At 47.0% G+C, this 22,627-nt stretch carries 35 protein-coding genes; all 35 read left to right on the forward strand.

Annotated features, from left to right (window positions below):
- Positions 1–14 precede the first annotated feature (14 nt).
- The 35 genes from D3P07_RS08710 to D3P07_RS08875 all read left to right on the forward strand — a co-directional run bounded on the left by D3P07_RS08710 (position 15) and on the right by D3P07_RS08875 (position 22,606).
- Positions 15–500: an NUDIX domain-containing protein gene (locus tag D3P07_RS08710; protein ID WP_182914227.1), complete on the forward strand. Its 486-nt coding sequence runs from the start codon at positions 15–17 to the stop codon at positions 498–500.
- A gap of 17 nt (positions 501–517) precedes the next feature.
- Complete coding sequence (locus tag D3P07_RS08715) at positions 518–958, forward strand: GNAT family N-acetyltransferase (RefSeq protein WP_119799787.1); 441 nt, start codon at positions 518–520, stop codon at positions 956–958.
- Between the two features lie 108 nt (positions 959–1,066).
- Positions 1,067–1,744, forward strand: coding sequence for a class I SAM-dependent methyltransferase (locus tag D3P07_RS08720; protein ID WP_119799788.1), 678 nt, complete (start codon positions 1,067–1,069; stop codon positions 1,742–1,744).
- Positions 1,745–1,806: 62 nt separating this feature from the next.
- Positions 1,807–2,487, forward strand: a complete 681-nt coding sequence (locus tag D3P07_RS08725; protein ID WP_119799789.1) for a VOC family protein — start codon at positions 1,807–1,809, stop codon at positions 2,485–2,487.
- Between the two features lie 243 nt (positions 2,488–2,730).
- The gene (locus D3P07_RS27455) at positions 2,731–3,018 is read left to right on the forward strand and encodes an SDR family NAD(P)-dependent oxidoreductase (protein ID WP_259391424.1); all 288 of its coding nucleotides are present in this window, start codon (positions 2,731–2,733) and stop codon (positions 3,016–3,018) included.
- 107 nt (positions 3,019–3,125) lie between these two features.
- A complete protein-coding gene (locus tag D3P07_RS08735; protein ID WP_119799790.1) occupies positions 3,126–3,737 on the forward strand; it encodes a zinc dependent phospholipase C family protein in 612 nt (203 codons plus the stop codon).
- A gap of 17 nt (positions 3,738–3,754) precedes the next feature.
- Positions 3,755–4,219, forward strand: coding sequence for a hypothetical protein (locus tag D3P07_RS08740; RefSeq protein ID WP_119799791.1), 465 nt, complete (start codon positions 3,755–3,757; stop codon positions 4,217–4,219).
- 14 nt (positions 4,220–4,233) lie between these two features.
- Entirely contained in the window at positions 4,234–4,938 is a 705-nt protein-coding gene (locus tag D3P07_RS08745) for a hypothetical protein (RefSeq protein WP_119799792.1), read from the forward strand.
- Between the two features lie 49 nt (positions 4,939–4,987).
- Positions 4,988–5,155, forward strand: coding sequence for a hypothetical protein (locus D3P07_RS26925; RefSeq protein WP_182914228.1), 168 nt, complete (start codon positions 4,988–4,990; stop codon positions 5,153–5,155).
- Entirely contained in the window at positions 5,152–5,643 is a 492-nt protein-coding gene (locus D3P07_RS08750; RefSeq protein WP_119799793.1) for a cysteine hydrolase family protein, read from the forward strand. Before D3P07_RS26925 ends, D3P07_RS08750 begins: the two co-directional genes overlap by 4 nt.
- Before the next feature lie 221 nt (positions 5,644–5,864).
- Positions 5,865–6,296, forward strand: a complete 432-nt coding sequence (locus D3P07_RS08755; protein WP_119799794.1) for an NUDIX hydrolase — start codon at positions 5,865–5,867, stop codon at positions 6,294–6,296.
- A gap of 176 nt (positions 6,297–6,472) precedes the next feature.
- The gene (locus tag D3P07_RS08760; protein WP_119799795.1) at positions 6,473–7,036 is read left to right on the forward strand and encodes a histidine phosphatase family protein; all 564 of its coding nucleotides are present in this window, start codon (positions 6,473–6,475) and stop codon (positions 7,034–7,036) included.
- A 114-nt stretch (positions 7,037–7,150) separates the two neighbouring features.
- Entirely contained in the window at positions 7,151–7,537 is a 387-nt protein-coding gene (locus tag D3P07_RS08765) for a hypothetical protein (RefSeq protein ID WP_119799796.1), read from the forward strand.
- Between the two features lie 302 nt (positions 7,538–7,839).
- A complete protein-coding gene (locus tag D3P07_RS08770) occupies positions 7,840–8,391 on the forward strand; it encodes a hypothetical protein (protein WP_119799797.1) in 552 nt (183 codons plus the stop codon).
- Positions 8,392–8,461: 70 nt separating this feature from the next.
- Positions 8,462–8,992 (forward strand): orotate phosphoribosyltransferase, encoded by a 531-nt coding sequence (pyrE, locus tag D3P07_RS08775; protein ID WP_119799798.1) that lies wholly within the window; start codon positions 8,462–8,464, stop codon positions 8,990–8,992.
- A gap of 9 nt (positions 8,993–9,001) precedes the next feature.
- Positions 9,002–9,484, forward strand: coding sequence for a DinB family protein (locus D3P07_RS08780; RefSeq protein ID WP_119800022.1), 483 nt, complete (start codon positions 9,002–9,004; stop codon positions 9,482–9,484).
- Positions 9,481–10,287 (forward strand): HAD family hydrolase, encoded by an 807-nt coding sequence (locus D3P07_RS08785; RefSeq protein WP_119799799.1) that lies wholly within the window; start codon positions 9,481–9,483, stop codon positions 10,285–10,287. The genes D3P07_RS08780 and D3P07_RS08785 overlap by 4 nt, the downstream gene beginning before the upstream one ends.
- A gap of 244 nt (positions 10,288–10,531) precedes the next feature.
- Positions 10,532–11,413 (forward strand): PhzF family phenazine biosynthesis protein, encoded by an 882-nt coding sequence (locus D3P07_RS08790; protein ID WP_310732540.1) that lies wholly within the window; start codon positions 10,532–10,534, stop codon positions 11,411–11,413.
- 49 nt (positions 11,414–11,462) lie between these two features.
- Positions 11,463–11,912: a GNAT family N-acetyltransferase gene (locus D3P07_RS08795; RefSeq protein ID WP_119799801.1), complete on the forward strand. Its 450-nt coding sequence runs from the start codon at positions 11,463–11,465 to the stop codon at positions 11,910–11,912.
- Between the two features lie 50 nt (positions 11,913–11,962).
- A complete protein-coding gene (locus D3P07_RS08800) occupies positions 11,963–12,349 on the forward strand; it encodes a VOC family protein (protein WP_119799802.1) in 387 nt (128 codons plus the stop codon).
- 20 nt (positions 12,350–12,369) lie between these two features.
- Positions 12,370–12,579 carry a DUF4177 domain-containing protein gene (locus tag D3P07_RS08805; RefSeq protein ID WP_119799803.1) on the forward strand — a complete coding sequence of 70 codons (210 nt, stop codon included), beginning with the start codon at positions 12,370–12,372 and terminating at the stop codon, positions 12,577–12,579.
- An 85-nt stretch (positions 12,580–12,664) separates the two neighbouring features.
- Positions 12,665–14,452, forward strand: coding sequence for a cellulose binding domain-containing protein (locus D3P07_RS26930; protein WP_182914229.1), 1,788 nt, complete (start codon positions 12,665–12,667; stop codon positions 14,450–14,452).
- 123 nt (positions 14,453–14,575) lie between these two features.
- A complete protein-coding gene (locus tag D3P07_RS08815; RefSeq protein WP_119799804.1) occupies positions 14,576–15,397 on the forward strand; it encodes a VanW family protein in 822 nt (273 codons plus the stop codon).
- Positions 15,398–15,416: 19 nt separating this feature from the next.
- Entirely contained in the window at positions 15,417–16,091 is a 675-nt protein-coding gene (locus tag D3P07_RS08820; RefSeq protein ID WP_182914230.1) for a 3'-5' exonuclease, read from the forward strand.
- Positions 16,092–16,125: 34 nt separating this feature from the next.
- Positions 16,126–16,614, forward strand: a complete 489-nt coding sequence (locus D3P07_RS08825; protein ID WP_119799806.1) for a GNAT family N-acetyltransferase — start codon at positions 16,126–16,128, stop codon at positions 16,612–16,614.
- Positions 16,611–17,327 (forward strand): metallophosphoesterase family protein, encoded by a 717-nt coding sequence (locus D3P07_RS08830; protein ID WP_119799807.1) that lies wholly within the window; start codon positions 16,611–16,613, stop codon positions 17,325–17,327. Before D3P07_RS08825 ends, D3P07_RS08830 begins: the two co-directional genes overlap by 4 nt.
- A 6-nt stretch (positions 17,328–17,333) precedes the next feature.
- A complete protein-coding gene (locus D3P07_RS08835) occupies positions 17,334–17,837 on the forward strand; it encodes a GNAT family N-acetyltransferase (protein WP_119799808.1) in 504 nt (167 codons plus the stop codon).
- Positions 17,806–18,456 carry an AAA family ATPase gene (locus D3P07_RS08840; RefSeq protein WP_259391401.1) on the forward strand — a complete coding sequence of 217 codons (651 nt, stop codon included), beginning with the start codon at positions 17,806–17,808 and terminating at the stop codon, positions 18,454–18,456. The genes D3P07_RS08835 and D3P07_RS08840 overlap by 32 nt, the downstream gene beginning before the upstream one ends.
- 40 nt (positions 18,457–18,496) lie before the next feature.
- Complete coding sequence (locus D3P07_RS08845) at positions 18,497–18,796, forward strand: antibiotic biosynthesis monooxygenase family protein (RefSeq protein WP_119799809.1); 300 nt, start codon at positions 18,497–18,499, stop codon at positions 18,794–18,796.
- Between the two features lie 24 nt (positions 18,797–18,820).
- Complete coding sequence (locus D3P07_RS08850; RefSeq protein ID WP_119799810.1) at positions 18,821–19,222, forward strand: GNAT family N-acetyltransferase; 402 nt, start codon at positions 18,821–18,823, stop codon at positions 19,220–19,222.
- Between the two features lie 36 nt (positions 19,223–19,258).
- Complete coding sequence (locus D3P07_RS08855) at positions 19,259–19,957, forward strand: class I SAM-dependent methyltransferase (RefSeq protein ID WP_182914231.1); 699 nt, start codon at positions 19,259–19,261, stop codon at positions 19,955–19,957.
- A gap of 173 nt (positions 19,958–20,130) precedes the next feature.
- The gene (locus tag D3P07_RS08860) at positions 20,131–20,841 is read left to right on the forward strand and encodes a hypothetical protein (RefSeq protein WP_147384497.1); all 711 of its coding nucleotides are present in this window, start codon (positions 20,131–20,133) and stop codon (positions 20,839–20,841) included.
- Positions 20,842–20,855: 14 nt separating this feature from the next.
- Positions 20,856–21,350 (forward strand): GNAT family N-acetyltransferase, encoded by a 495-nt coding sequence (locus tag D3P07_RS08865; protein WP_119799813.1) that lies wholly within the window; start codon positions 20,856–20,858, stop codon positions 21,348–21,350.
- 35 nt (positions 21,351–21,385) lie between these two features.
- Entirely contained in the window at positions 21,386–21,856 is a 471-nt protein-coding gene (locus tag D3P07_RS08870; RefSeq protein WP_119799814.1) for a hypothetical protein, read from the forward strand.
- Between the two features lie 57 nt (positions 21,857–21,913).
- The gene (locus D3P07_RS08875; protein ID WP_310732544.1) at positions 21,914–22,606 is read left to right on the forward strand and encodes a class I SAM-dependent methyltransferase; all 693 of its coding nucleotides are present in this window, start codon (positions 21,914–21,916) and stop codon (positions 22,604–22,606) included.
- Positions 22,607–22,627 lie beyond the last annotated feature (21 nt).

Below are 22,627 nucleotides of genomic sequence, written 5' to 3' on the forward strand. Positions count from 1 at the left end.
TGGAGCTTAGACAAATGGCAACTGCATTTCTTTTTCATAACGACAGTGTACTCATGATGAAGAAAGTAAAACCAGCTTCTTCAACTGATGTGTTCTGGACAGGGCTTGGCGGACATCTTGAGCCTTATGAATGGAATAGCCCGAAGTCAGCTTGTCTTCGTGAGATATTCGAAGAGTCGGGTATTAAGGAACATGAGGTGGAAGGTCTTACATTAAGATATATTTTGCTGCGCATTAAAGAACATGAGATCAGGCAGCAGTTTGTTTATTTTGGGACGACCGAACAAACGAATTGGATAGAATCCGCTGAAGGCGAATTGCATTGGGTTCATCGAGACGAAGTATTACACCTTCAACTTTCAAGAATCATTCATTACATGATTAAACATTACAATGATCATCCACATCATAAGGCAATCATGATCGGTACTATTGCAAGGGATACAACAGATGAACCGTTTATACAATGGGCAGAATTAACTGACCCTATCATTTTTTAATTAAGGAGCGATAGAGGATGAACATGAGATCCTATCAAGCGCAAGATTTTGAAGGCTGTGTTGGGCTATTTATTGATGTGTTTAATGCGGCTCCATGGAATAACGAATGGACGAATTCGGTTGCCACAACTTTCATTTCCGACTTGACACAGACTCCCGGCTTTCGGGCTTTTGTTGCTCTTGACGAAGAGGGAACGATTAATGGCGTTATGCTAGGCAGAGTGAAGCACTGGTGGAGGGGACAAGAATATTACATTGACGAATTTTATGTCAAATCGTCTGTACAGGGTCAGGGAATCGGTACTCGTTTACTGGATTTTGCTAGCGAGAATTTGAAGACTGATGGTATTCATAATATTGTTCTGTTAACGGATGAACGTACACCAGCGTATTCCTATTATCTAAAGCGAGGATATCAGGAATTCTCATCCATCAAGTTTTTGCACAAAGGACTATAGCCATTTACAGTCCACGGTATTCACCTATTTAACCCAAATTGGTTCTTACCTTTTATAGCAAATAAAGGTATACTGAAACTCCTTTAACTAGAATAAGGAGGTAGAGCCATGGGGATAGAATGGTATGATAGGATCGCACGAAGGAACGGTGGGTATAAAGGCAGGGCGATATTCAATGTGATCGGAAGGTCTGCTGAAGAGGTATTCGAAGTAAGATTAAAGGAACTGCTGCCCGGCTGTGAATGGGTTCTGGACGCCGGCTGCGGCCACGGCGAGTTTACGCTAAAGATGGCACCTCATACCGGCCATATTACCGGGTTCGATAATTCCGCGGAAATGATCGCGATTGCCCAGAAGCTTATGAATGCCAGTGATGTCCACAATATAGAGTTTGTCTATGCAACAACAAAAACCGAGCTGCCATTCGCAGATGGACAATTCGATCTAATCTATGATCGGAGAGGACCTACTTCCATTATCGAGCATAGCCGGATTCTTCGCGCTGGCGGAATCATAATTGGAATTCATAATGATGTCAGCAAGGTTAAAGAACGGTTATCCTCTTCTGCGTATACGGATGTCGAATTCGAAGAGTACCATGATGCTGTGTATGAATTCCCGATCGAAGTTGAATTCTCGAAGTTTCTAGCCGACACGCCCGGCAACCCCGATTATACGCAGCCAGCTTATCGTGCGCTGCTGGAACAAAAAATACAAGAGCATACGACAGACGGAAAGTTGACGATTCGAGAGCATAGGTATATCTGGAAAGCGATGAAACGATAAAAGATAATCTTAACTGTGCAGACTCTCTTTCGACCTTGCTAATGGAGGGAAGTGACTGAAGCATGAAAATAAGAGAAGTGATCCTGCAGACAAGCCGGTTAGATGAGCAACATCAGTTTTATCACGTACTGCTTGGTTTGCCGGTGTTAGCCTTTACCGAATCCGAACTTCGTCTGCAATGCGGCAATTCCGTTCTAACTTTTGAAGCTCATCATGGGGAAATAATGCCATATTACCATTTTGCCTTCAATATTTCGCCAAACCAATTAGATTCGGCTATTCAATCGATCAGGGAGCTTGGTATTGCGATAAATCTCGTAGATGGCAGGGAAGTCGTTCATTCGAACAGCTGGAACTCAGACTCTATCTATTTCTACGACCCAGCAGGCAATATTGTTGAATATATAGCTCGTCATGATCTAACTGGAAAAGTAGGGAAAGAGTTTGGCGCACTTGATGTGCTAGGCATCAGCGAAATCGGCTTGCCGGTAACGAATGTGAAAGAGACCGCTGAAGCATTGACGGCCTTATTGAGCGAGCAAGTGTATTTGAATGCAGATTCTTTATTCGCCCCCATCGGGGATGAAGAGGGGTTATTCATTCTCTCCTCTACTGAGCGGAATTGGCTCGGCTCCGATAAACCGGTCAAGATATTCCCGTTGAAGGTTATCGTCGATAATCCTGCTGATAGCAAATACCAACTCGCAGAGCTACCCTATCATATCCAGGCTACGAGTAAATAATAGCTTGTATGTAAGGGCACATTTTTGTCTCATATATTTGAACATATACGGAGGACTTTATATGCTATCAGCTGCACGACACTTTATCATAACGGGAACGTCAAGCGGAATCGGTGCACAATTGGCCAAAGATCTATTGGAGCAGGGAGCTTATATATACGGCATTGCACGGGTTTGACAGATGATCTCATTGTCAATATACAAACAGGATTGATCGCCCCAATGATTCTGACTTCGGCTTTCATGAAATCGACATCGCACATCCATACGAGACGTAAGATAGTAAATATCACATCAGGTTCAGGGTCTTATCCTGCGCCGGGCATGAGCTCCTATTGCAGTGCCAAAGCGGGTCTGAACATGTTTACGCAATGTGTCGGGCTGGAGCAGCAGAATCAGCCGAATCCTGTGGAAGTGATAGCCGTCATACCGGGTATGGTCGACACGGAGATGCAGGCGATTGCCCGCAGTAAGGATGAGCAAAGCTTAGGTATGGCTCAACAATTTCGGTATATGAAGCAGGGCAATTGATTACACCGGAGGAATTAAGTCTGCATTTGCTAAGGATTATTGAAAACCACTATTCGAATGGCCAAATCATTACCTATAATGAAGCTTAACTTAGAAGGAGCGAAGCTATGGGTTCAAGAGTGATGCACTTCGCCATATCTACAAGGATTCTTAGGGAGATCAACCTTGCAGATGAATCGTTCATCCTCGGCGGAATGGCGCCGGATGTATGCAAAAATATGAACGCAGCCAAATCCGCTTCGCATTTTATAAAAATCGATGGAAATGGGCTAGCTTTTGTTGATCTGGAGGGCTTCCGCGCCAAGTATTTGTCCAGTGCTGCAAACCCATTCTTGCTAGGCTATTACAGCCATCTCATATCCGATCAGATCTGGGTGGATGAAATCTATATGAAAAAGATCAAGTGGCTGCCTCAGCCGCAGAAGAAGAAAGCGCAGGCGCAATATTACCGCGATTTCTGGAAACTGAACGGCAAGCTGATTCAGCATTATAAGTTGTCTCTCCCCATTCAACCTATTGAGCAGCAAGTGTCAGCGATGGATGAAATTCAGGTAGATTTGCTGCCTGAGCTGTGGAAGGATTTGTTGTTTGATTTTGATCATAGGCATGATGCGATGAATGAACCTTTGGAGCTATTAGACTGGCAAGAGGTTGTGGATTTGCTTGAGCTTACCGTTAGCACCTGTTTATCGGATATGAAGGAGAAGCGCTACATCTGAGTAAAGGGAGGCGAAGCATGGAAGCGGTTCAAAGATATGCCATAAAAAGACCTTTCGGCAATTATGCCGTGATTCCTTATGGACTTATGATGATCGGGTTGTTGGTCGTGCTGATTATTCGATCAAACTTGTCTCAATCTGTAATACCCATTATTATGACATCCATTCCTTTTTCCATCTTTGCAACTTGGTTTATTATTATTGTTGTTCAATTAATTAAGTATAAGCCAAACCACCTACAGTTTGTGGAGAATGCCATAGTCCTCTACAATAGGGAAATTCAACCTGCAGATATTGAGGAAATAATCGTGCAGGGTAATTTCAATCCTTCTATCGGCATCGTACCGCGAGGCAAACGTTTTGTACCCACTTATTTATGTTTTGCTTTCCGCGAACATGATGATGGCATTCAAGCTTTGAAAGAATGGGCTAACCTGCACCAGGTTGAGGTCAAAGCAGGCAGCTATCGGACTTGGATATAGGCGGGAGGCTCGCTATGGCTTACTATTATTGGAGTCTGGTTATGCCATCCTTGATCGTAGCTGTTCCGGTAATATTGCTTGTGCTTCTGATCTGGAAACGGACTGATCGACAGGATGAAAGCGGCTTGGTCTGGAAGACGGCAGGGTATCTGCTGCTTACACCCTTTCGCTTTATCCTAAATGGTTTGCATTTGCCAGTAGGCGTACTGCTGGCATGGCTGTTCTACCGAAATGCCAAACAAAACAAAACCTATAAACGCAGGGTCATCTTTCTTGGCATTGTAGTCTATCTCATCGGATTTGTGCCACTCCACAGCATGGTGCAGGATTGGTTCTACCCACGTGATCAGATGAACACTTATTTAACGATCGATCGAGAAGAATCAAAACAAGGCTTCAGCATCTTGCTCCATAATCCAGAGGGAACGATCTATTGGTCCTATCATGAACATGATGAAGAAGGTCGTCAGCTCTATGAGGAAATGAAGCAATCTACTCCTGCGAATGAATATTCCTACCTGCCAGAAGGGAATGAGTGGAGGCTGCTGCTGTATCAGGATACCGAAAATTATCGTGAGCCGTTTCGACGACTGGAATTTTTGGTTCATGCAGACAACGAGGTGTTTTGGTTAACTTTTCAGGGACAGCACTATTCCTTTCATGCTTCAAATAAGTTAAAGCAACTTCTTCAGCCTCGCATGGAGGCGCAGTCCAATTGATAATGTCTCGACGGCAATTAGTAAACCTATTGAAAGGGGAGTTTTCAACATGGATCAATCTTTACTTGTAGGGTGGCCTTTTATTATGCTATTGGTATATTTGGCAGGTGTCGTATTCATTTTTATAGCACTGATCATGTTTATTCGATTGGCGAAACGCGGTATTATTGCACTGGATATCTACATCAACGAGAAGAGAGGCGGAAGACAAGAATGAACATCGCACTAATTATCATCGATATGCAGGAGATTTATCTGAGGCAAGTGGATGCTGCGCGTGTGGAAAGCGCTTGTGAATATATTAATCATGTTGCGGCTATGGTTCGTTCCAGCAATCAGCTTGTCGTACATGTGCAAGATGTAGACGGGATGGACGAGACAAATCAAGAACTGTATGCTACAGTTCCGGGAGTTCGGATGGAGTCGTCGGATCTTGTTGTAACAAAGCTATACTCCAACTCCTTCTGGCAGACGGAGCTGGAGCAGCTGCTTCGCGATCATCAGATTGACTTTGTGGTCATATCCGGCTTTGCGATGGAACATTGCGTGTTGTTCACTTACAATGGGGCGATTGAAAGAGGGTTCACGCCGGCGCTTCTCCAGCGCGGCGTATTAAGCGAGCATGTAGACTCCATTGCCGCAGCGTATCGCGACCGCCATGTAGTCTCCCATCCTGCCATAAAGCTCATGCTGAAAAATTCCTAATGGAAGGCATGACATAGGCGATCAATCTGCAGGCTGCCAGTGAACGGAGGACGATTAGGTGATCTCTACTGTGGAGAAAGCTGTTTTTTCAAAAACGGTGGGTTGGATGAATCGAAAAGCAGTCAGGCCATTGAATTTCTTGTCATTTCACAACCTAATTCGTTAGGTGACCGATTCAATCTGGACTGAATAACAGATTCTTGCACGTATGGAGGTCTTGTATGAATCAAATGGTTGTAGTCGTTAAGGCGATTATTATTCGAAATGGCAAAGTTCTGCTGATGAGGCGTTCCGATGAGGATCAAGTCGCTGCAGGCGAATGGGAGACCCCAGGCGGCAAGATTGATTTCGGCGAGCAGTTGGAGCGGGCACTCATTCGGGAAGTCAGCGAAGAGGCGGGAATAGGCATCACCGTTGAAAAACTGATGTATGCGACGACTTTTCATACCGCACCAGATCGCCAGATCATCCTATTGTCTTATCACTGCAGCACAGATCAGGATACCGTCATTCTTTCGGAGGAGCATTCGGCATATGCATGGGCAGACAAGGAGCAATTAGCACAATTGCTCCCAGAGGCGATACACGATGACTTTCACAGGAATGGTGTTCTGAAGATTATGGATTCTGACTCATGGCAAGGTGAGAAATGAAAATTTGGCTTCAGAAAGTCATGCGAATTCCAATTAGCCGGTTTTGTCATCATACGATATTTGTATCTAGAAGACTGTTATTGTTTGCATCATTTCTTTATTCTGCGAAAGTACAGAAGAATGGGAACAGGGCGAGAAGCGGCTCGACCTATGCCAATGACTGAAGGAGAGCCCTAATGGTCACTATTCTATACTTGGTTAGACATGCTCAGTCCAATTATGCTGAAGGTGAAGAGAGAAGCAGAGGGTTAACCGATGTGGGGGAAAATCACTCACTGAGGATAAGGGACTTATTGAAAGAAGAGAAAATAGACGCCTTCATCTCCAGTCCTTATGAACGAGCCATAGCGACGATTCGTCCTGCTGCCGAACAGCAAGACATGGAGATTAGGCTCTATGAGGATTTGAGAGAGCGGGCCATGGGATATTTTGAGCCGGACGCTTTTCTGGATGCCAAAAGGAAGCTCTATGCTGACAAAACATTTGCTTATCCGGGAGGGGAATCGAGTGTTGCAGCACAGGCTCGCGCTGTGAAAGTGCTTGAACAGATTTTGTTAGCACACAAAGGGACAACACTCGCAATTGGAACGCATGGCGATATAATGACGCTTATGCTGCAGTACTACGATCCACAGGTTGATTATGCGTTCTGGGCTGCATTATCGATGCCTGATATTTTCAAGCTTACCTTTATAGAGAAGCAATTACAGCATGTAAGACGCATTTGGTCACACGATTAAAGCAAAATTGGTTTTTTGGAAGTTAAATCGGTTCTCAAATTTAATATTTGCTATTATTTGCTCCCCAATGAAAGGAGATGCCTTCCTATAGAATATAGCAAAGCGACAAAAAATTTGAGAAGAGCCCTGTATTCATCGACAGGATCGATCATCATCTCCTGTTTTTTCATATGGTCAAATATTCACAATAACCATCCGGCCATTTTGAACTTCGGTTTTTTTCTGGGCATTCCTGTTCTGCTTTTTGTCATCATTATGATTAGCTTGGATCTCATCTATCAGGATAAGCAGACCTTTACCGGTACATTGACGGAGAAAATGCATAATAAGATATATGTAACAGATGCAAACGGCGATAAATATACGTATCGTCTCCCGAATGAACAATTTGATCATATTGAAGTAGGTAAACAAGTAGAGCTGCGCTATTATAAGCGTACCAAGACGGTAACCTCGATCAAGCCCACGTTGCTCGCATTCGAAGATGATTATAGTATTTAAAGCTTGTTCTGATCTAGTAAAAATCTCTCTATCCGTTTGAGCTCACGTAATGCCTAATAAGCGGCCGTGGGCTTTTTGTATAATCTAAATTCAATCAAAGGAAGATGCTGCGATACCGAACAATTCCATAAGCTATCGTCTTGCCAATTTGAAGGATGTTCCGCTCTTGGCGGAGATGAACCTGCAATGAACGATAGGCAACTACCCTGTCGATGTAAAATTTCTATGGGGGAAGATGTAACTTCCAGCAGATTTGGAACGTTCTAATAGACTAGAAGAACTAATGAAGGGGCTTATATCTCATGAACAACAAGAGTCTAGTGCTGGCTGTGCTTCCGGTCATTCTGATTCTATCTGCAGGGTTCTACGCGTATCAGTCAACAACAACCGCAAAAACCAAACCAGATGATATCAGGCTGGAAGCAACCGTCAGTAGCAATACGAATCCGAATAGGGACTTGGATTATGTGCTTGATATCACGCTTACCCAGGAGGCCGACAGTACCCATCTGATGTATCCGGTCATTACGGGAATCAATCGCTTATCGTATGATGCGAAGGATGAGGAGCTCGGATTTTTTGTGCCTACCAACATTGCATTGGTCGACAAGGATGAGCCCAGGATATTGGACGCAGTTGCGGCAGACGAATTCTTCACTTGGGACAGGGACACTTTTTACGGCATATGGGCACCTGCTGAGAAGGGAACATACAAGCTGCGTGCTTATTTTAACTCAGATCAAGGAATTGAACAGTGGCATGATACGCAACTACTGTATGTACATAATGAAGAGGGCTGGTTAGGTAATGACCTAAGCTGGTCCAAGATCATTGATATTCGAATCGATCTCTAATTTGATAAAAAGTATTCCCATTTACACACCAATAATTGTATGATAATAGAAATCTATTGGGGAGGTTCCTATGACACGATCTCTGGAAAAGCAAATCTATGACACAGCCCATCTAAGCGACACGTTCACACTGCGGTCTGGGCAAATATCCAACGAGTATTTCGACAAATATCTGTTCGAGGCTAATCCTGGCGTTCTGCATGACATAGCGGTGCAATTAGTGTCCCTAATTCCAGACGGTACGGAAGTTCTCGCGGGTTTAGAGATGGGCGGCATTCCTGTAGTAACCGCACTTTCGCTTCAGTCGGGAGTGCCTGTGGCTTTTGTCCGCAAGAAAGCAAAGGAATACGGAACCTGCAAGTTGGCCGAGGGAGCAAGCATATCGGGCAGGCGGGTATGCGTAGTTGAGGATGTCATTACGACCGGCGGACAAGTAATCATGAGCACGCAGGAGCTGCGCGAAGCCGGCGCAATTGTCGAGGATGTCATATGTGTCATCGAACGCAACCCTGAGGGCAGACGCAAGCTGGAGGAGATCGGTGTCCGTGTACACGCCTTGTTCAAGATGGAAGAATTGTTGAACGCACGCGGGGAGGGATAACGATTGGAAATGATGCGTGACCTGCTTATTCAAAAATTCAACGAGATCGAACGGCGTATTCTGCTAGTAATTAACCAGTTGGATGATGAAGAGCTGAACTGGAGGCCCAATGAGTCCAGCAATAGCATCGGTAATCTAATTGTACATATTAGAGGGAACATTAACGAACGGATCCTGTCAGGCATACAAGGTCAAGCCATCCTGCGGGACCGTGAAGCTGAGTTTGAGCCGGTACAGTTGTCCAAGCCGGAACTGGTTCAGCTGACTACCGAGTCTTTCCTTATCGTGACAGACACAATCACTCAGTTGACAGAAGGGCAGTGGCAGCATACTCAGCTTGTAAGAGGGAAGGAGAGAACTCATCTCGACATGCTGTTTCAATGTGCCGCCCACTTCTCTGAGCATATGGGGCAAATCTTCTACATCGGCAAGCTGCTGAAAGGTGATTCGTATACGGTCACTTCTATTCCTCGCAAGAAGGCTGGCGCATGAGAGTCTCGGCGGTCGTATTGGATCTAGACGGCACATTGCTTCAATCGAACAAACAAATAAGCGCACGTAATGCTAAAGCCGTGAGAGATTGCCATTCTCTAGGAATCAAAGTCATCTATGCTACAGCAAGACCTCCACGAACGGTTAAGCAGCTCCTGCCAATTGAGCTCCAGCAGCTAGGCTCCTTTGTCTATTACAACGGAGCCTATATCGAGTGCGCCCATACGGGTCTTGAGCTTCATATCCCTATTCCAGCTGCCTTGACATCCGACTTGTTGAACGCTTGTGTCGGAGAGAATCCGGATATCGAGCTTAGTATTGAAGTGCTGGACGAGTGGATGAGTCTTAGACCTATTGACGCATCATCTCGTGTAGGCGTGAATCAACCTCCGGCAGTCACCCCAATAGAGCAGATGCGCGAGCAAGCTGCGACAAAAGTGCTAATATCCGGGTCGTTCAATACCGAACGATTATTACAGAGATACTCCAATCAGCTTCATATTGTTGTTACGGATGGTGGAGGGCTTATTCAGATCTCATCGAATGAAGCTGCTAAGGAGCTTGGAGTAGCTGCTGTATGCAGGGCATTTGAGATATCGCTGGAAGATGTCGTTGTCTTCGGTGATGATTATAACGATATGGGCTTATTCGAATGCTGCGGATGGCCAGTCGCGATGGGCAATGCGGTTCCCGAGCTTAAGCAATTGGCTAAAGAAATCACAAGGACGAATGATGAGGATGGAGTAGCTGTCGTATTGGAAAGATGGTTGAAAGCTGATTCCAATCCGGGGCTGGATCGTTGAAAAGTATCAAAAAAAGTCGAAGCGTCGATATATGACGTTATAAAGACGAATGGTATAATGGAAATGAATAACAAAACTTTATATTTATTCGTTATAAAAGATACCCAAACCCCACTCATGGTCAAGTCCGAGGGTGGGGTTTACTGGCAGAACTAACCATCTCTATAGGAGGGGTAATCAGGATACATCTATTCTTCTTTTAACGGTGAAAAATGCTAATGACTAACTAGAGAGGATGCAAGCCATGATTGTTTATCATTATGACGCGTTCACCCATGTGCAGAATCAAGGTAATCCGGCGGGTGTTGTCTTCGATGCTGATGACTTGGATGAATCGACGATGCTTCAGATTGCACGGCAAGTTGGATTTAACGAAACCGTATTTGTCCAATCCTCTTCAGTGGCGACGGTACGGCTTCGTTATTTCACACCCGGTCATGAAATCAATCTTTGCGGACATGCCACGATGGCGGCAATATATGGCCTTCGAACCAGAGGTTATCTGAATCCAGTACCTGAAATCACGATAGAGACTAAAGCGGGTATATTGCCGGTTGCGCTTATGGTTGAATCCAGCGATCTGCTGACGATTCGGATGCAGCAAAGCGAACCCCAGTTTGTGCCTTTCGAAGGAGATAAGGAGCGGCTGATGCACGCTATCGGCCTGTCGTTGGAAGATTTGGATTTACGGTATCCCATTGTATACGGAAGCACAGGCACCTGGACACTGCTTATTCCAATTCGAACATTAAGTGCCTTTGGCAACATGCGTCCCGAATCTTCTCAATTTCCTGTATTGCTGACCGAGATGCCTCGCGCCTCGATTCATCCATTCGGCTTAGAAACCGCTCATCCTGAATCGATGATGCATGCCAGACATTTCTCTTCGCCTTATTCCGGCACGATTGAAGATCCCGTTACAGGGACGGCGTCCGGTGTCATGGGGGCCTATTATATGACCTATATTCAGCCCGGATTGGAGCGTCTGTCGTTCCAGGTTGAACAAGGCCATGAATTGCTGCGCGATGGCAGAGTACAGGTGGACGTACGTCGCACCGGTCAGGGCATGAGCGTCCATGTCTCGGGCAATGCCGTCTTTGTTAAAGAATTATCGGTAGTCCTATAGAATAGCAAGTTGGATTGGAAATATAGTTATGGGCAAAGGAGAGAATGAAATGGAGCAAGCAAGCGTAAGACTCATACGGCATGATGAGCGGAATGCTCTTCTGGAACTATACAAACATTTGAATGAGCAAGATCCTGATCTGGCAGATAGCGAGGAGCTGCGGCTTCATTGGGAAGCAATGATGCAAGACGATTCACTGAATATCATTGTTGTCGAGCAAGATGGTGTGCTTGCGGCTTCATGCGTTGTACATATTCTAAAAAATTTGACGCGGGGTGCCAGACCCTACGCTTTGATCGAAAACGTCGTCACGCATAGCCGCTTCAGAAGAAGAGGGTTGGGCCGAATAGCCTTGAACAAGGCCAAGGAGATAGCCGAGCAGTGCGGCTGCTACAAGATTATGCTTCTGACGAGCCGTGCGGACGATTCTGTTCATCGGTTTTATCAAACAGCCGGATATCGCGGCGATGTGAAGACAGGTTATGTATTGAAGCTGTAATTTCATTTGGGAGTCATGCAATACCACATATATAGAAGGGGGATCTATTCATGGCAAGCCCGATTATGAACCGCGTCGACACCATATTTATACATGTACGCAATTTGAATGATTCGATTCAATGGTATTCGAAGCTACTCGGGGTAGAGGTTCCGCCGAAGGATTATATCGGCCCAATCTTTACCTTCCCCATGGGAGAGGGACGACCCGGGCTAACGCTTGACAACCACTGCTTCGATCAAGACTATCATTTTACGCCATCCACACATCCGCTGTTTAACCTCAGTGCGCATGATATCGACGCGGCTTTTCAGCATGTGAAGGGGATCGGAGCGAAGATTACCAGCTCCATACAGGTGTACCCGGACTTATCTGAATTTACGTTCATGGACCCGGACGGCAACCAGATTATGATCTGCAGCTGTATTACGGAGTGAGCCAGACAGGAGGCAGGCAAATGTACGAGTATTGCTTTGTGGAGACTCATTTGGGCGGTTTCTTCTCAGAGGCAACCCATCGCGAGACAATTATGGAGTACGCAGCTCAAGGGTGGCGACTGGTGCAAGTATTGCCAACTGACTACAATGGGCACGGCAAGCCTACCGGTTATGAGATTGTGTTTGAGAGACCGCGTCAGGACTTGAAGGACGGGCATCAGCAAATATAAAATTCTTGGTATTCCCATGCCTGAATATGATGGAAAGTGACGGCGCCGTCATGCAAGCATTCCATTCTATGAGGAGGGAAAGCCATTGAAAGTCCTGCATCGAATGACGATAGGGTTATTAGCGTTAGTCCTAGTCTTGAGCACCATTGCGATTCGAACACCAGAGGCGGCGCAAGCCGCAGCGATTATCCAGGTTGACACCGTCGCGGAGATACAGGTCGCCTTGCAGCAAGCTGTTCCAGGCGATATCATCCTGGTTGCGCCTGGCACGTATGAGTTGACAACGGCCAGCACCGTGGGAATCAGACCTGCTTATTATTATTCGGGAGCAAATGGAACCGCTGCCGAGCCGATTACGCTTCAAAGCGCCAATCCAGCCATTCCGGCTATTCTAAAAGGCGGCGCCATCTCCTCACCGGGTTACACGTTATACTTAACCGGTGATTATTGGAACGTCAACAATATTACGGTTACGCATGGCCAGAAGGGCATAGTGCTCGATAACGCCAATCATGTGCATTTGAACGGAGTAACCGTACGGCATGTGGGACAGGAAGGCATTCACATCCGGGACGGCAGCTCGTATGCCATTATTGAGAACAGTATTGTCGACGAGACCGGAGCAACTGGCAATGCTGCGGATAAAGGCTTCGCCGAAGGCATCTATATTGGCTCGGACCGCTCAGTATGGGACGTCAACGAAGGGTTGCCGGGCAGCAGCGTCGGTCCGGGACAAGGTTATGATCGCGCTGTGCTGCATACGATTGTGCGGAATAATGTGATTGGTCCTGCCGTAGCCGCTGAAATGCTTGATATTAAGGAAGGCACTTCCCATACGTTGATAGAAGACAACCTATTTCTAGGGGCGGGCATTGCCGGTGTAGGCTTTAACTTTGCCGATAGCTATATCGATGTAAAGGGCGTAAATGTGACAATCCGCAACAATATCGGCTACCGCCAGAACAACACGGGCATTACAGCCGATATTGCAGAAGTGAATCGTACGAGCAGCAGTCCGTGGTGTCCCGCGAATGAGACATCGAACCAAAGCCTGGGTGACACAAGTGATGGAAATACGTATACGAGCAATCAGTTTTTTGCGGGCCATCCTCCGGTAGCCTGGGACCGGCAAGCGCCGTCTGTGCCCGGAGGCTTAACCGCAACAGCAGCGTCAAGCAGCGCAATATCGTTGACCTGGAGCGCATCTTCAGACAACGTAGGCGTAGCCGGTTATCGCATCTATCGCAATGGCGTGCAATTCGCCACAACGAATACGACGTCCTATACCGATACAGGGCTAAGCTCATCCACGTCCTATACGTATACGGTTCAGGCGTATGATGCGTTCAACAACGTATCCGCCAGCAGCGTGCCCTCCAGCGCGACAACATTGTCTTCAGGAGGTGGCGGAGGGACATCTTCACTTAAGATTCAATATGAGGATGGAGACGGGGCAGCAGGCAATAATGCGATTAAGCCATTCCTGAAAATTGTGAATACCGGTGCGACAGCCATTCCGCTAAGCGAGTTAACGGTTCGCTATTATTTCAAGCGGGAAGCTGCCGTAGCCCAAAATCTTACGATTGACTACGCCGTCATCGGCAAGACCCATATAACAGGAAGCTTCTATACAATGGGCTCCCCGACGGCAACAGCCGATGCTTATCTTGAGCTAGGATTTCTTGCGGCTGCAGGCAGCGTGGCGGCTTTGGGCGATACTGGGGTTATTAAAGTGAGAATAAACAACAGCAACTGGTCTAACTTCAACGAAGCTAATGATTATTCCTACGCGCCATCCATGACCTCATTTGCTGACCATGACAAAATAACGCTTTACCACAATGGCAATCTAGTGTGGGGAACTCAGCCTTAGCCAATAGAAACAAATAGCCGAAGGTGTCCGCTATGCATTCGAATAGTGCTTGACACCTTTCGGCTTTATTCGCTACAATCATTTCCAATCATTGGGCTCTGTTGGAGGCAAAGGAGATGTGAGATGAAGCCAATCAAGCGATCAAAGGCAAGAATTATGGCGGGTACGATGTATTACCGGTTCAGAAGACACCTCGCTTGGCGATTCAGCGGCAAGAAGTTCTCAAGAACAGTCTCTACGACGTCCTTGCCTTATCGCATCAGTTCACATCAGACCCCGCTGCTTCGCCAACTAAGAGAAGTGGACATGTCCATGCAGTATAATAAAATTAAAAATTTGAAGATTGCGCTGCAAAGGTTGAACGGGATCATCTTGAACCCTGGAGAAACCTTTTCCTATTGGAGACTGATCGGCAAGCCTACCCGAAGAAAGGGATATGTAGAAGGGATGATTCTTCACTACGGCAGCTTCAAGAGCGGTGTCGGCGGGGGATTGTGCCAGTTATCGAACCTGCTCTATTGGATGACGCTCCATACACCTCTAACGGTTGTAGAGCGTCATCGTCACAGCTACGATGTCTTCCCGGATGCTAACCGTACACAGCCCTTCGGCAGCGGCGCGACTTGTGCATACAATTATTTGGATCTGCAAATCTATAATGCTACGGATGTACCCTATCAGCTCTCGCTTCACCTGACCGATGAGTATCTGGCAGGCGAATGGAGATGCGCTGAGCCATCAATGTATCACTATGAGGTTTATGAACGCGAGCATCGTATGTCACTAGAGTATTGGGGCGGCTATACCAGACACAACCAAATCTATCGACGCGTGCTGAATAGGAGCCTTGAATGTATTGCAGACGAATTTGTGACAGAAAACAAAGCGTTAATGATGTATGAACCGCTGCTTGAAGCAAGCGGAAGGGGACAGAACAGCAGTTAATCACGATAGGGGTGGAGGAATGAAGATTCAATTTATATCCGAAGCTGAATATGAGGTGTCGGAGCTTACGGTGGACAACTTGTTCAACTCAACGTATTGCGTGTTCGATCTGGAAGCTACCGGGCCTAGTCCAGTGAAGGATCATATTATTCAAATCGGTGCCGTTCGCATCTCTGCTGCAAGCAATGATACTCTTCTTCCTGATTCGTCTTACATGTCCTATGTGCGATCTCCCGTGTCGATTTCGCCCTTCATTGAACAATTGACGGGTGTGACCAACGACCATATTGCGGATGCACCAGGCTGGGATAAGGTTTATGATAACTTCCTTGCATTTGCCGAAGGCACGATTCTCGTCACACAAGCAGGTTATGAATACGACTGGCCGCTTATCCAAGCGGAATGCAATCGCCGCCAGCTCCCTGTGCTGAACATGCCCATTCTGGATACTAAAGTACTCTATCAATATTTGTACCCCGAAGAAGAAGGGGTTATCTCCACCAATTTATTGATAGAACGACTGGGGGTCGACGATTCGGGTTTGGCTAGACATGACGCACTTAGCGACAGCATCCGAATTGCCAGAATTTTTCGTCGGCTGATGGACCAGTATCGCGAGCGCTCCATCCAGAGCCTGAATCTATGCCGTCCTATGACGGTCAAACGATTCCAGCTGCCAAAGCAGAAGCGGTAGATTAATAGAAAAAGATGTGGAGAGTGAAGACAATATGAACTATACACTGCACAAAGCAACGCAAGAAGATACGTCTTTTCTATGGGATATGTTATTCGAGTCGCTTTATATACCGGAAGGACAAAAGCCGTTCAATCGTTCGATTCTGGAAGAGCCTTTTATGGCCAAATATGTAGAGGGATGGGGCAGAAGCGGCGATGTCGGAATTATTGCAAGGGATGAGAATGGAGCCGCAGTAGGCTCGATTACCGCACGTCTGTACACCGAGGCGAACAAAGGATTCGGCTATGCCGGTGACAAGGTTCCGGAAATGGGGATGGCGATTGTGGAGAAGCACCGGGGGAAAGGGCTCGGCAAGCAGCTTATAGAAAGACTGATCGAACAGCTTCGGCTTGACGGCATCGATAGGCTGTCCTTAAGCGTTGATCCGTCGAATGAAACGGCAGTCCGGCTGTATACCCGTTACGGATTCAAGGAGATCGGCGTGGTGGGCACTTCGATTACGATGGTGGCGCAGCTATGAGCAGGACCATCATGATCAGCGATATTCATGGGTGCTTGGAGCCATTTGAGAGACTGTTGGAGAAGGTGCGTTATGCCCCAGAGCAGGATCGGCTTATTTTGCTTGGCGACTACGTCGACAAGGGACCACAAAGCCGCGAGGTTGTCGAAGCGGTGATGGGCCTTGTGAAGCGACATGGCGCCATTGCGCTGCGCGGCAACCATGATCAGCGGCTTGTCGATCTGATCCGGGGAAACGATCCAGTCGTACTTCACAAATTCGCCGAGCATGGTGGCCCGCCTACCTTGCAAAGCTATACAGGTTTCTCGGAAGTAACGGAGCGCAGCAGGGAGGAAGTGCGCCGAATCATGGAGGAGCAATATGCGAGCCATCTGGACTTTTTGGCGGGCTTGCCGCTTTATTTGGAAGATGATCGCCATATCTATGTTCATGCCGGGCTGCGGCCGGGAATGTCCGATTGGACCTTGCAATCCGAGCATGATTTCATGTATATCAAAGATGAATTTTACCTTCATCCTACCACCGTAGACAAAACAGTCATCTTCGGACATACCATCACGACAAAGCTCCACGCAAAGGCCGATGTATGGTTTGCCGGGGATAAAATCGGCATAGATGGAGGCTGCTCGATCGGTCTGCAGCTTAATGCACTCTTATTTGAAGATGGAGTCTATGAAACAGCTTGTGTTGAGAACAAGAAAGCAAAGGAGTGAATGCATATGCTGCACATACGTCCTGTTACGGTTGAAGAAGCTCCGGTATGGTGGGAACTCCGCTTGGAGGCGCTTCGAACTAGTCCGGAGGCTTTCGGCAGCTCCTACGAGGAAGCGCTAGAGACATCACCGGAGGCTGTGCGGGCGAAAGTTCAGGCAACGGCCAGCCAATTTGTACTGGGTGCTTACGCCGATGGCCAACTGGTTGGGATGGCGGGATTTTTGCGACATACTGCACGCAAGACAAGGCATAAAGGAATGATATGGGGAGTGTACGTCAAGTCTGATTACCGCAAGCATGGAGTAGGCAAAGGACTGATTGAAGAAGTCATCAAGCAAGCAAGCCGAATGGAGGGGCTTGAGCAAATCCAGTTGACGGTTGTCACAACGAATACAGGGGCGACGCAATTGTACACGTCCCTTGGTTTCCATAGCTATGGATTGGAGCGGAATGCCCTCATTGTGGATGGAAAACGGTATGACGAAGCGTGGATGGCTTATGACTTATAGCCTTAGTGAATCTAGCCGTTCGGCCAAGCTAATCTGGATTAACGGCGCTTTTGGCGCTGGCAAGACGCAAGCCTCCCATGAGCTATGCAGAAGACTGCCGGGTTCTTTCTTGTATGACCCGGAGAATATGGGCTACTTCCTGCGGAAGCATATGCCGTCCTCTGTCACTCGCGGGGATTTCCAAGACTATCCCGCTTGGCGCGAATGTAATTATGCCATATTGAAGATGCTTCATGAAGAATATAACGGTCCCATAATTGTCCCAATGACCATAGTAGATACACGCTACTTCGAGGAGATCGTGGGACGTTTGAGAGCAGATGGGATCGAGGTTGTGCATGTGGCCTTATGCGCTTCGAGAGACGTGCTGTTGGCACGGTTGAACAAGAGAAGAGAGGGAGCAAACTCCTGGGCGGCGGAGCAAATTGACCGCTGTGTACAGGGACTTCAACAGGAGAGCTTTCGCCATCACATTGATACAGACCCTATGAGCATCGAAGATGTTGTAGAAGAAATTGCGGAAATTGCAGGTGTTGAGCTTCAGCCTGATCGCAGAAGCAAGCTTCAGAAGTGGAAGGACAGATGGTTGACCCAGCTCAGGCATATCAGATGGTTTTGAACCGCTGTATGATCTAAATGACAAAGAGGAGAGAAATACGATGATTTTGGAAGTAGCCGTATTACATATTAAGCAGGGCCTGACCCGCGAATTTGAAGCAAGTTTTAGGGAAGCGTCACGCATTATATCCAGCATGAAAGGTTATATCAAGCATGAGCTTCAGTCCTGTATCGAGAATGACCACCAGTATATCCTACTTGTCCATTGGGAGACGCTTGAGGATCATACGGTCGGCTTCCGGGAGTCGCAGCCCTATCAAGAGTGGAAAGCCTTGCTGCATCATTACTATGATCCATTCCCGGCAGTCGAGCATTATGAGCTGGTTCAACTAGACAGTTAACGAACTAGAAAGAAGGGACCCCCCATGTCAATTACCTATCACGAAAATGATACGATTACCCCGGAGGAGCTGGCTGAGATATTCCTGCAGTCGGGTATTAAAAGGCCGACGCATGATCTAGAGCGACTCGGACGCATGCTGGCCCAAGCCGATGAATTGCTGACGGCAAGAGCGGACGGCAAGCTGGTTGGCGTATTGCGGGCCATTACGGATTACGCTTATTGCTGCTACATCTCGGATTTGGCTGTAGATCGGGATTATCACGGGCAGCGAATCGGCGAAAGTCTCATGAAGAAGCTGCAGGAGAAGCTAGGCAATGAAGAAGTTCAATATATTCTTATATCAGCGCCAACCGCAGTGGGATTCTATGAACGGATTGGCATGGAACGATTGGATAAAGCATTTGTCATTCGGCGTCAACGATAGGCACTTTATATGCCGACAAGAAAGGAAGTAAGGACGATGTCAGAAGCGCAGTCCGAGCTCTACGACGCGATATATAGCTTCAAAAACTATGAACAGGAAGCAACTGCAATTAAAAGCTTGATTGAACGCAAGCGACCGGATGCCAGAACGGTTCTGGATATTGCGTGCGGAACGGGAAAGCACGCAAGCTTCCTGCAAGCCAGCTACGCAGTGGATGGGATTGATTTGAATGAATCTCATGTTGAGGCGGCGAGGACAAGAAATCCGAAATCGCGGTTTACCGTCGGCGATATGATGAGCTTTCAACTCAATCAAACTTATGATGTCATCACTTGCCTGTTCAGCTCGATCGGATTTGCCAGAACGCTGAGAGGTGTAGAGCAAGCGGTGCGCAGCTTTAAGGAGCATCTGGAGCCGGATGGCATCATCCTGATTGAACCCTGGTTTACTCCAGAAGATTGGCAGCCCGGTTATGTGACAGTCCATCAATACGAATCGGAGGATTGCAAGATTAGCCGAATGTCTCATTCAAGTACGACTGGTTCAATTTCTATTCTACAATTTGATTATTTGATAGGTCGCAGTAACGGTATTCAACATGTTCAGGAACGGCTTGAGCTGGGCTTATTCTCAAGAGATGAACTGACGGAGCTTTTCATCCGCGAAGGCTTGCATGTGGAGTACGACGAAAAAGGATTGATCGGCAGAGGCATGTATAGGTTAAGCAGGAAGTGAGGTTATCGAATGGAATAGTGTCCGTCTTTGTATATCGGAATGACGCCGGGTGGTTGAACAGAACCCTACACTTTCAGTGCGACAAAGAGCGCATTCCGATGATACAAAGGGAACTTGGCGCCTGGGCCGAAAAGAGGGGCATTACAGTCAAACATTGAGGAGGTGGTAGAGTGGTGCGTCAACTGAGAGCAGTACTTATGCTGTTCTTTGTGTTGATCCTTACAGCATGCCAGTCGTCTAATCTGTCAGAATCCGCTCCTCTAGCCAAGGAGTCTGAGCGTTCGAATAACGGCTTCACGAATCACGAAGCAGACACCAATCCAACTGCTATTCAGATTCAGGGACCAATGACGGTTTCCCATAATCCGCTCCTTGCTTATGTGGGAGAAGACATCTACTTGGATGTATCGATGGTGGAGGGCCGATATTTTGAAGATTGGAATCCGGGAGCTTTCATGGGTCGAAATTGGAATGGGAGCTTTCAATTCATTATTCGTGATGCCGCTGATCAAATCGTGAGACAATTCGATATCGACAGTTCCTTCTTTCAACAGGTCAATCAGTTTTTCGAGCTGTCATTCGCAGACTATAATGGGGATGGCAACATGGATTTTGCCCTTGGTCAATATGGGACAAGCAACGGTAATTTCTATCAGCTTTATACGATAAGAGAGGATTATTCCATAGAAAGATTAGTAATCGCCGGGCGCCAAGAGCTGTTTGCCAGCGGCGGAAGCCGCAACGCTATTGAATTGCAAATCTGGGGCGATCATGGCTTTGAACTTGATTACTATGACAATTCCGAAGGGAAGACGTTCACCAATCGCTATATCTGGGAGAAGGCGAATAATCAGTTCAGGCTTCTAGAAACTTCTGAGAAATAGAAAGGGGGAGCGCCATGATTCGGTTATGCGAAGCTCATGAAGTGACGACTATCCACGCTATTATTAATGATGCGGCAGTAGTGTATAAGGGGGTTATTCCCGATGACCGGTACCATGAGCCTTATATGTCCTTATCGGAGTTGGAGCAGGAAATGAATGACGGGGTCCAGTTCTGGGGTTATACCGATGATAGCGGCGAGTTGTTTGGTGTAATGGGGTTGCAAGACAAGGGGGCCGTCAGTCTTATTCGTCATGCATATGTCCGGTCTGTTGCCCGCAATGGCGGCATAGGCGGCAAGCTGCTACATCATTTGTTAACCTGCACCGACAAACCCATTCTTATTGGCACATGGTCTGATGCAAGCTGGGCGATCGGTTTTTATGAGAAGCATGGATTCAGAGTTGTATCCCCTCAGGAGAAAGAGCGGCTGCTTCGCTTATATTGGAATGTGCCGGAACGGCAGATTGAGGAGTCTGTTGTGCTAGCCAATCAGATGCAGGTTATATAAACAACCTATTTGCATAAAGGTGGAATGCAGCTGCAATGAAGAAATTTGCCTATCTCTCAATCATACTGGTTATAGCCGTTGCCGCTTACTTCCTATATCAATTTCATCGCCCGATCGCCATTGAGCAAACCTATCAAGGCATCGTCTATGACAATGACAACAGCTTTACGGCTCAAGACTCTGTCTACATCAAAGGCGAGCTATCGCGATTTCTCTTCGGAAGTGACAGCATTAAAGGGACGTTGACTGCAGGAGAGCGAACGTATGATATCCATCTCAAGAAAGACAGACACTACTATTTTGCTGTACTAACTGAATTAAAAGAAAGTCATGTTACGAGTATCGGTTCGATGTACCTTACAATTGACTTTAATCATATCTGGCTGCAACTTAAGGATTATAGCGTACATTACCCTGTAGATCACGGTTATTTTGTCAACGGTGCAGCAACGATTGAGGAAGCAAATGAGATCGTTAAGAACCTATTGGAGAAGCCATTCGAATAGGAGGGGATTACTATACTTAGCCATTCCAGTCACAAGCAATCGGATCGAATTGGTCGCATCCGTGCGGAGGAAAAACGGTATCACGATCAATGCTATGAGCAGCACAAATTATTCGAGGCCGGTTCATGGCTGCATAAGCCGGTACAGACGGTTATGGAAGTGCTGCCGGAGCTGATTCAAACAGATGGCATGCGGGTACTTGATCTAGGGAGCGGTGTAGGCCGCAATACGATTCCGATCGCCGCTTACCTGAAGCCGTTCAACGGAACGGTGATCGCTGTGGATTTGCTAAGCTCAGCCATTGAAGGGCTGAGGAGCTATAGCCGTGAGCATCAGGTACACCCCTACATCGAAATTGTTCAGTCTGATATTGAAAGCTACCGGATAGAAGCAGATAGCTTCGATGCGATCATCGCGGTATCTACGCTTGAGCATCTGGGCTCAGAGGATGAATTGAAGCGCAAACTTGCTGAGATAGCGCTAGGTACTAAGCCAGGCGGTATTCTTTGCATCATTATGGGTACCCACATACAGGAAACGGCGATTCGTACGAATGAAGCACTTGATCCGATGTTCGAGATCAATATGTCGACAGAAGCGATGAATGAGCTGCTTCAACATACATATCAAGGATGGGAGACCATGAAACATCTCGTCAAACCGCTAGTATTCGAGATTTCCAGGGGCGATGAACCAGTCAGACTGGCATCGGATTGCATAACTTACGTAGTTAGAAAGCCGGGCCTATAGATAGCAGGTAGAAGGAGAGAG

Source organism: Paenibacillus sp. 1011MAR3C5 (assembly GCF_003591485.1).
Lineage (GTDB): Bacteria > Bacillota > Bacilli > Paenibacillales > Paenibacillaceae > Pristimantibacillus.

Excerpts from the sequence above, each read along its gene's own strand:
- D3P07_RS08710 (WP_182914227.1), top strand. The coding sequence starts at position 15 with ATGGCAACTGCATTTCTTTTTCATAACGACAGTGTACTCATGATGAAG.
- D3P07_RS08715 (WP_119799787.1), top strand. The coding sequence starts at position 518 with ATGAACATGAGATCCTATCAAGCGCAAGATTTTGAAGGCTGTGTTGGG.
- D3P07_RS08720 (WP_119799788.1), top strand. The coding sequence starts at position 1,067 with ATGGGGATAGAATGGTATGATAGGATCGCACGAAGGAACGGTGGGTAT.
- D3P07_RS08725 (WP_119799789.1), top strand. The coding sequence starts at position 1,807 with ATGAAAATAAGAGAAGTGATCCTGCAGACAAGCCGGTTAGATGAGCAA.
- D3P07_RS27455 (WP_259391424.1), top strand. The coding sequence starts at position 2,731 with ATGAAATCGACATCGCACATCCATACGAGACGTAAGATAGTAAATATC.
- D3P07_RS08735 (WP_119799790.1), top strand. The coding sequence starts at position 3,126 with ATGGGTTCAAGAGTGATGCACTTCGCCATATCTACAAGGATTCTTAGG.
- D3P07_RS08740 (WP_119799791.1), top strand. The coding sequence starts at position 3,755 with ATGGAAGCGGTTCAAAGATATGCCATAAAAAGACCTTTCGGCAATTAT.
- D3P07_RS08745 (WP_119799792.1), top strand. The coding sequence starts at position 4,234 with ATGGCTTACTATTATTGGAGTCTGGTTATGCCATCCTTGATCGTAGCT.
- D3P07_RS26925 (WP_182914228.1), top strand. The coding sequence starts at position 4,988 with ATGGATCAATCTTTACTTGTAGGGTGGCCTTTTATTATGCTATTGGTA.
- D3P07_RS08750 (WP_119799793.1), top strand. The coding sequence starts at position 5,152 with ATGAACATCGCACTAATTATCATCGATATGCAGGAGATTTATCTGAGG.
- D3P07_RS08755 (WP_119799794.1), top strand. The coding sequence starts at position 5,865 with ATGAATCAAATGGTTGTAGTCGTTAAGGCGATTATTATTCGAAATGGC.
- D3P07_RS08760 (WP_119799795.1), top strand. The coding sequence starts at position 6,473 with ATGGTCACTATTCTATACTTGGTTAGACATGCTCAGTCCAATTATGCT.
- D3P07_RS08770 (WP_119799797.1), top strand. The coding sequence starts at position 7,840 with ATGAACAACAAGAGTCTAGTGCTGGCTGTGCTTCCGGTCATTCTGATT.
- pyrE (WP_119799798.1), top strand. The coding sequence starts at position 8,462 with ATGACACGATCTCTGGAAAAGCAAATCTATGACACAGCCCATCTAAGC.
- D3P07_RS08780 (WP_119800022.1), top strand. The coding sequence starts at position 9,002 with ATGATGCGTGACCTGCTTATTCAAAAATTCAACGAGATCGAACGGCGT.
- D3P07_RS08785 (WP_119799799.1), top strand. The coding sequence starts at position 9,481 with ATGAGAGTCTCGGCGGTCGTATTGGATCTAGACGGCACATTGCTTCAA.
- D3P07_RS08790 (WP_310732540.1), top strand. The coding sequence starts at position 10,532 with ATGATTGTTTATCATTATGACGCGTTCACCCATGTGCAGAATCAAGGT.
- D3P07_RS08795 (WP_119799801.1), top strand. The coding sequence starts at position 11,463 with ATGGAGCAAGCAAGCGTAAGACTCATACGGCATGATGAGCGGAATGCT.
- D3P07_RS08800 (WP_119799802.1), top strand. The coding sequence starts at position 11,963 with ATGGCAAGCCCGATTATGAACCGCGTCGACACCATATTTATACATGTA.
- D3P07_RS08805 (WP_119799803.1), top strand. The coding sequence starts at position 12,370 with ATGTACGAGTATTGCTTTGTGGAGACTCATTTGGGCGGTTTCTTCTCA.
- D3P07_RS08815 (WP_119799804.1), top strand. The coding sequence starts at position 14,576 with ATGAAGCCAATCAAGCGATCAAAGGCAAGAATTATGGCGGGTACGATG.
- D3P07_RS08820 (WP_182914230.1), top strand. The coding sequence starts at position 15,417 with ATGAAGATTCAATTTATATCCGAAGCTGAATATGAGGTGTCGGAGCTT.
- D3P07_RS08825 (WP_119799806.1), top strand. The coding sequence starts at position 16,126 with ATGAACTATACACTGCACAAAGCAACGCAAGAAGATACGTCTTTTCTA.
- D3P07_RS08830 (WP_119799807.1), top strand. The coding sequence starts at position 16,611 with ATGAGCAGGACCATCATGATCAGCGATATTCATGGGTGCTTGGAGCCA.
- D3P07_RS08835 (WP_119799808.1), top strand. The coding sequence starts at position 17,334 with ATGCTGCACATACGTCCTGTTACGGTTGAAGAAGCTCCGGTATGGTGG.
- D3P07_RS08840 (WP_259391401.1), top strand. The coding sequence starts at position 17,806 with ATGACGAAGCGTGGATGGCTTATGACTTATAGCCTTAGTGAATCTAGC.
- D3P07_RS08845 (WP_119799809.1), top strand. The coding sequence starts at position 18,497 with ATGATTTTGGAAGTAGCCGTATTACATATTAAGCAGGGCCTGACCCGC.
- D3P07_RS08850 (WP_119799810.1), top strand. The coding sequence starts at position 18,821 with ATGTCAATTACCTATCACGAAAATGATACGATTACCCCGGAGGAGCTG.
- D3P07_RS08855 (WP_182914231.1), top strand. The coding sequence starts at position 19,259 with ATGTCAGAAGCGCAGTCCGAGCTCTACGACGCGATATATAGCTTCAAA.
- D3P07_RS08865 (WP_119799813.1), top strand. The coding sequence starts at position 20,856 with ATGATTCGGTTATGCGAAGCTCATGAAGTGACGACTATCCACGCTATT.
- D3P07_RS08870 (WP_119799814.1), top strand. The coding sequence starts at position 21,386 with ATGAAGAAATTTGCCTATCTCTCAATCATACTGGTTATAGCCGTTGCC.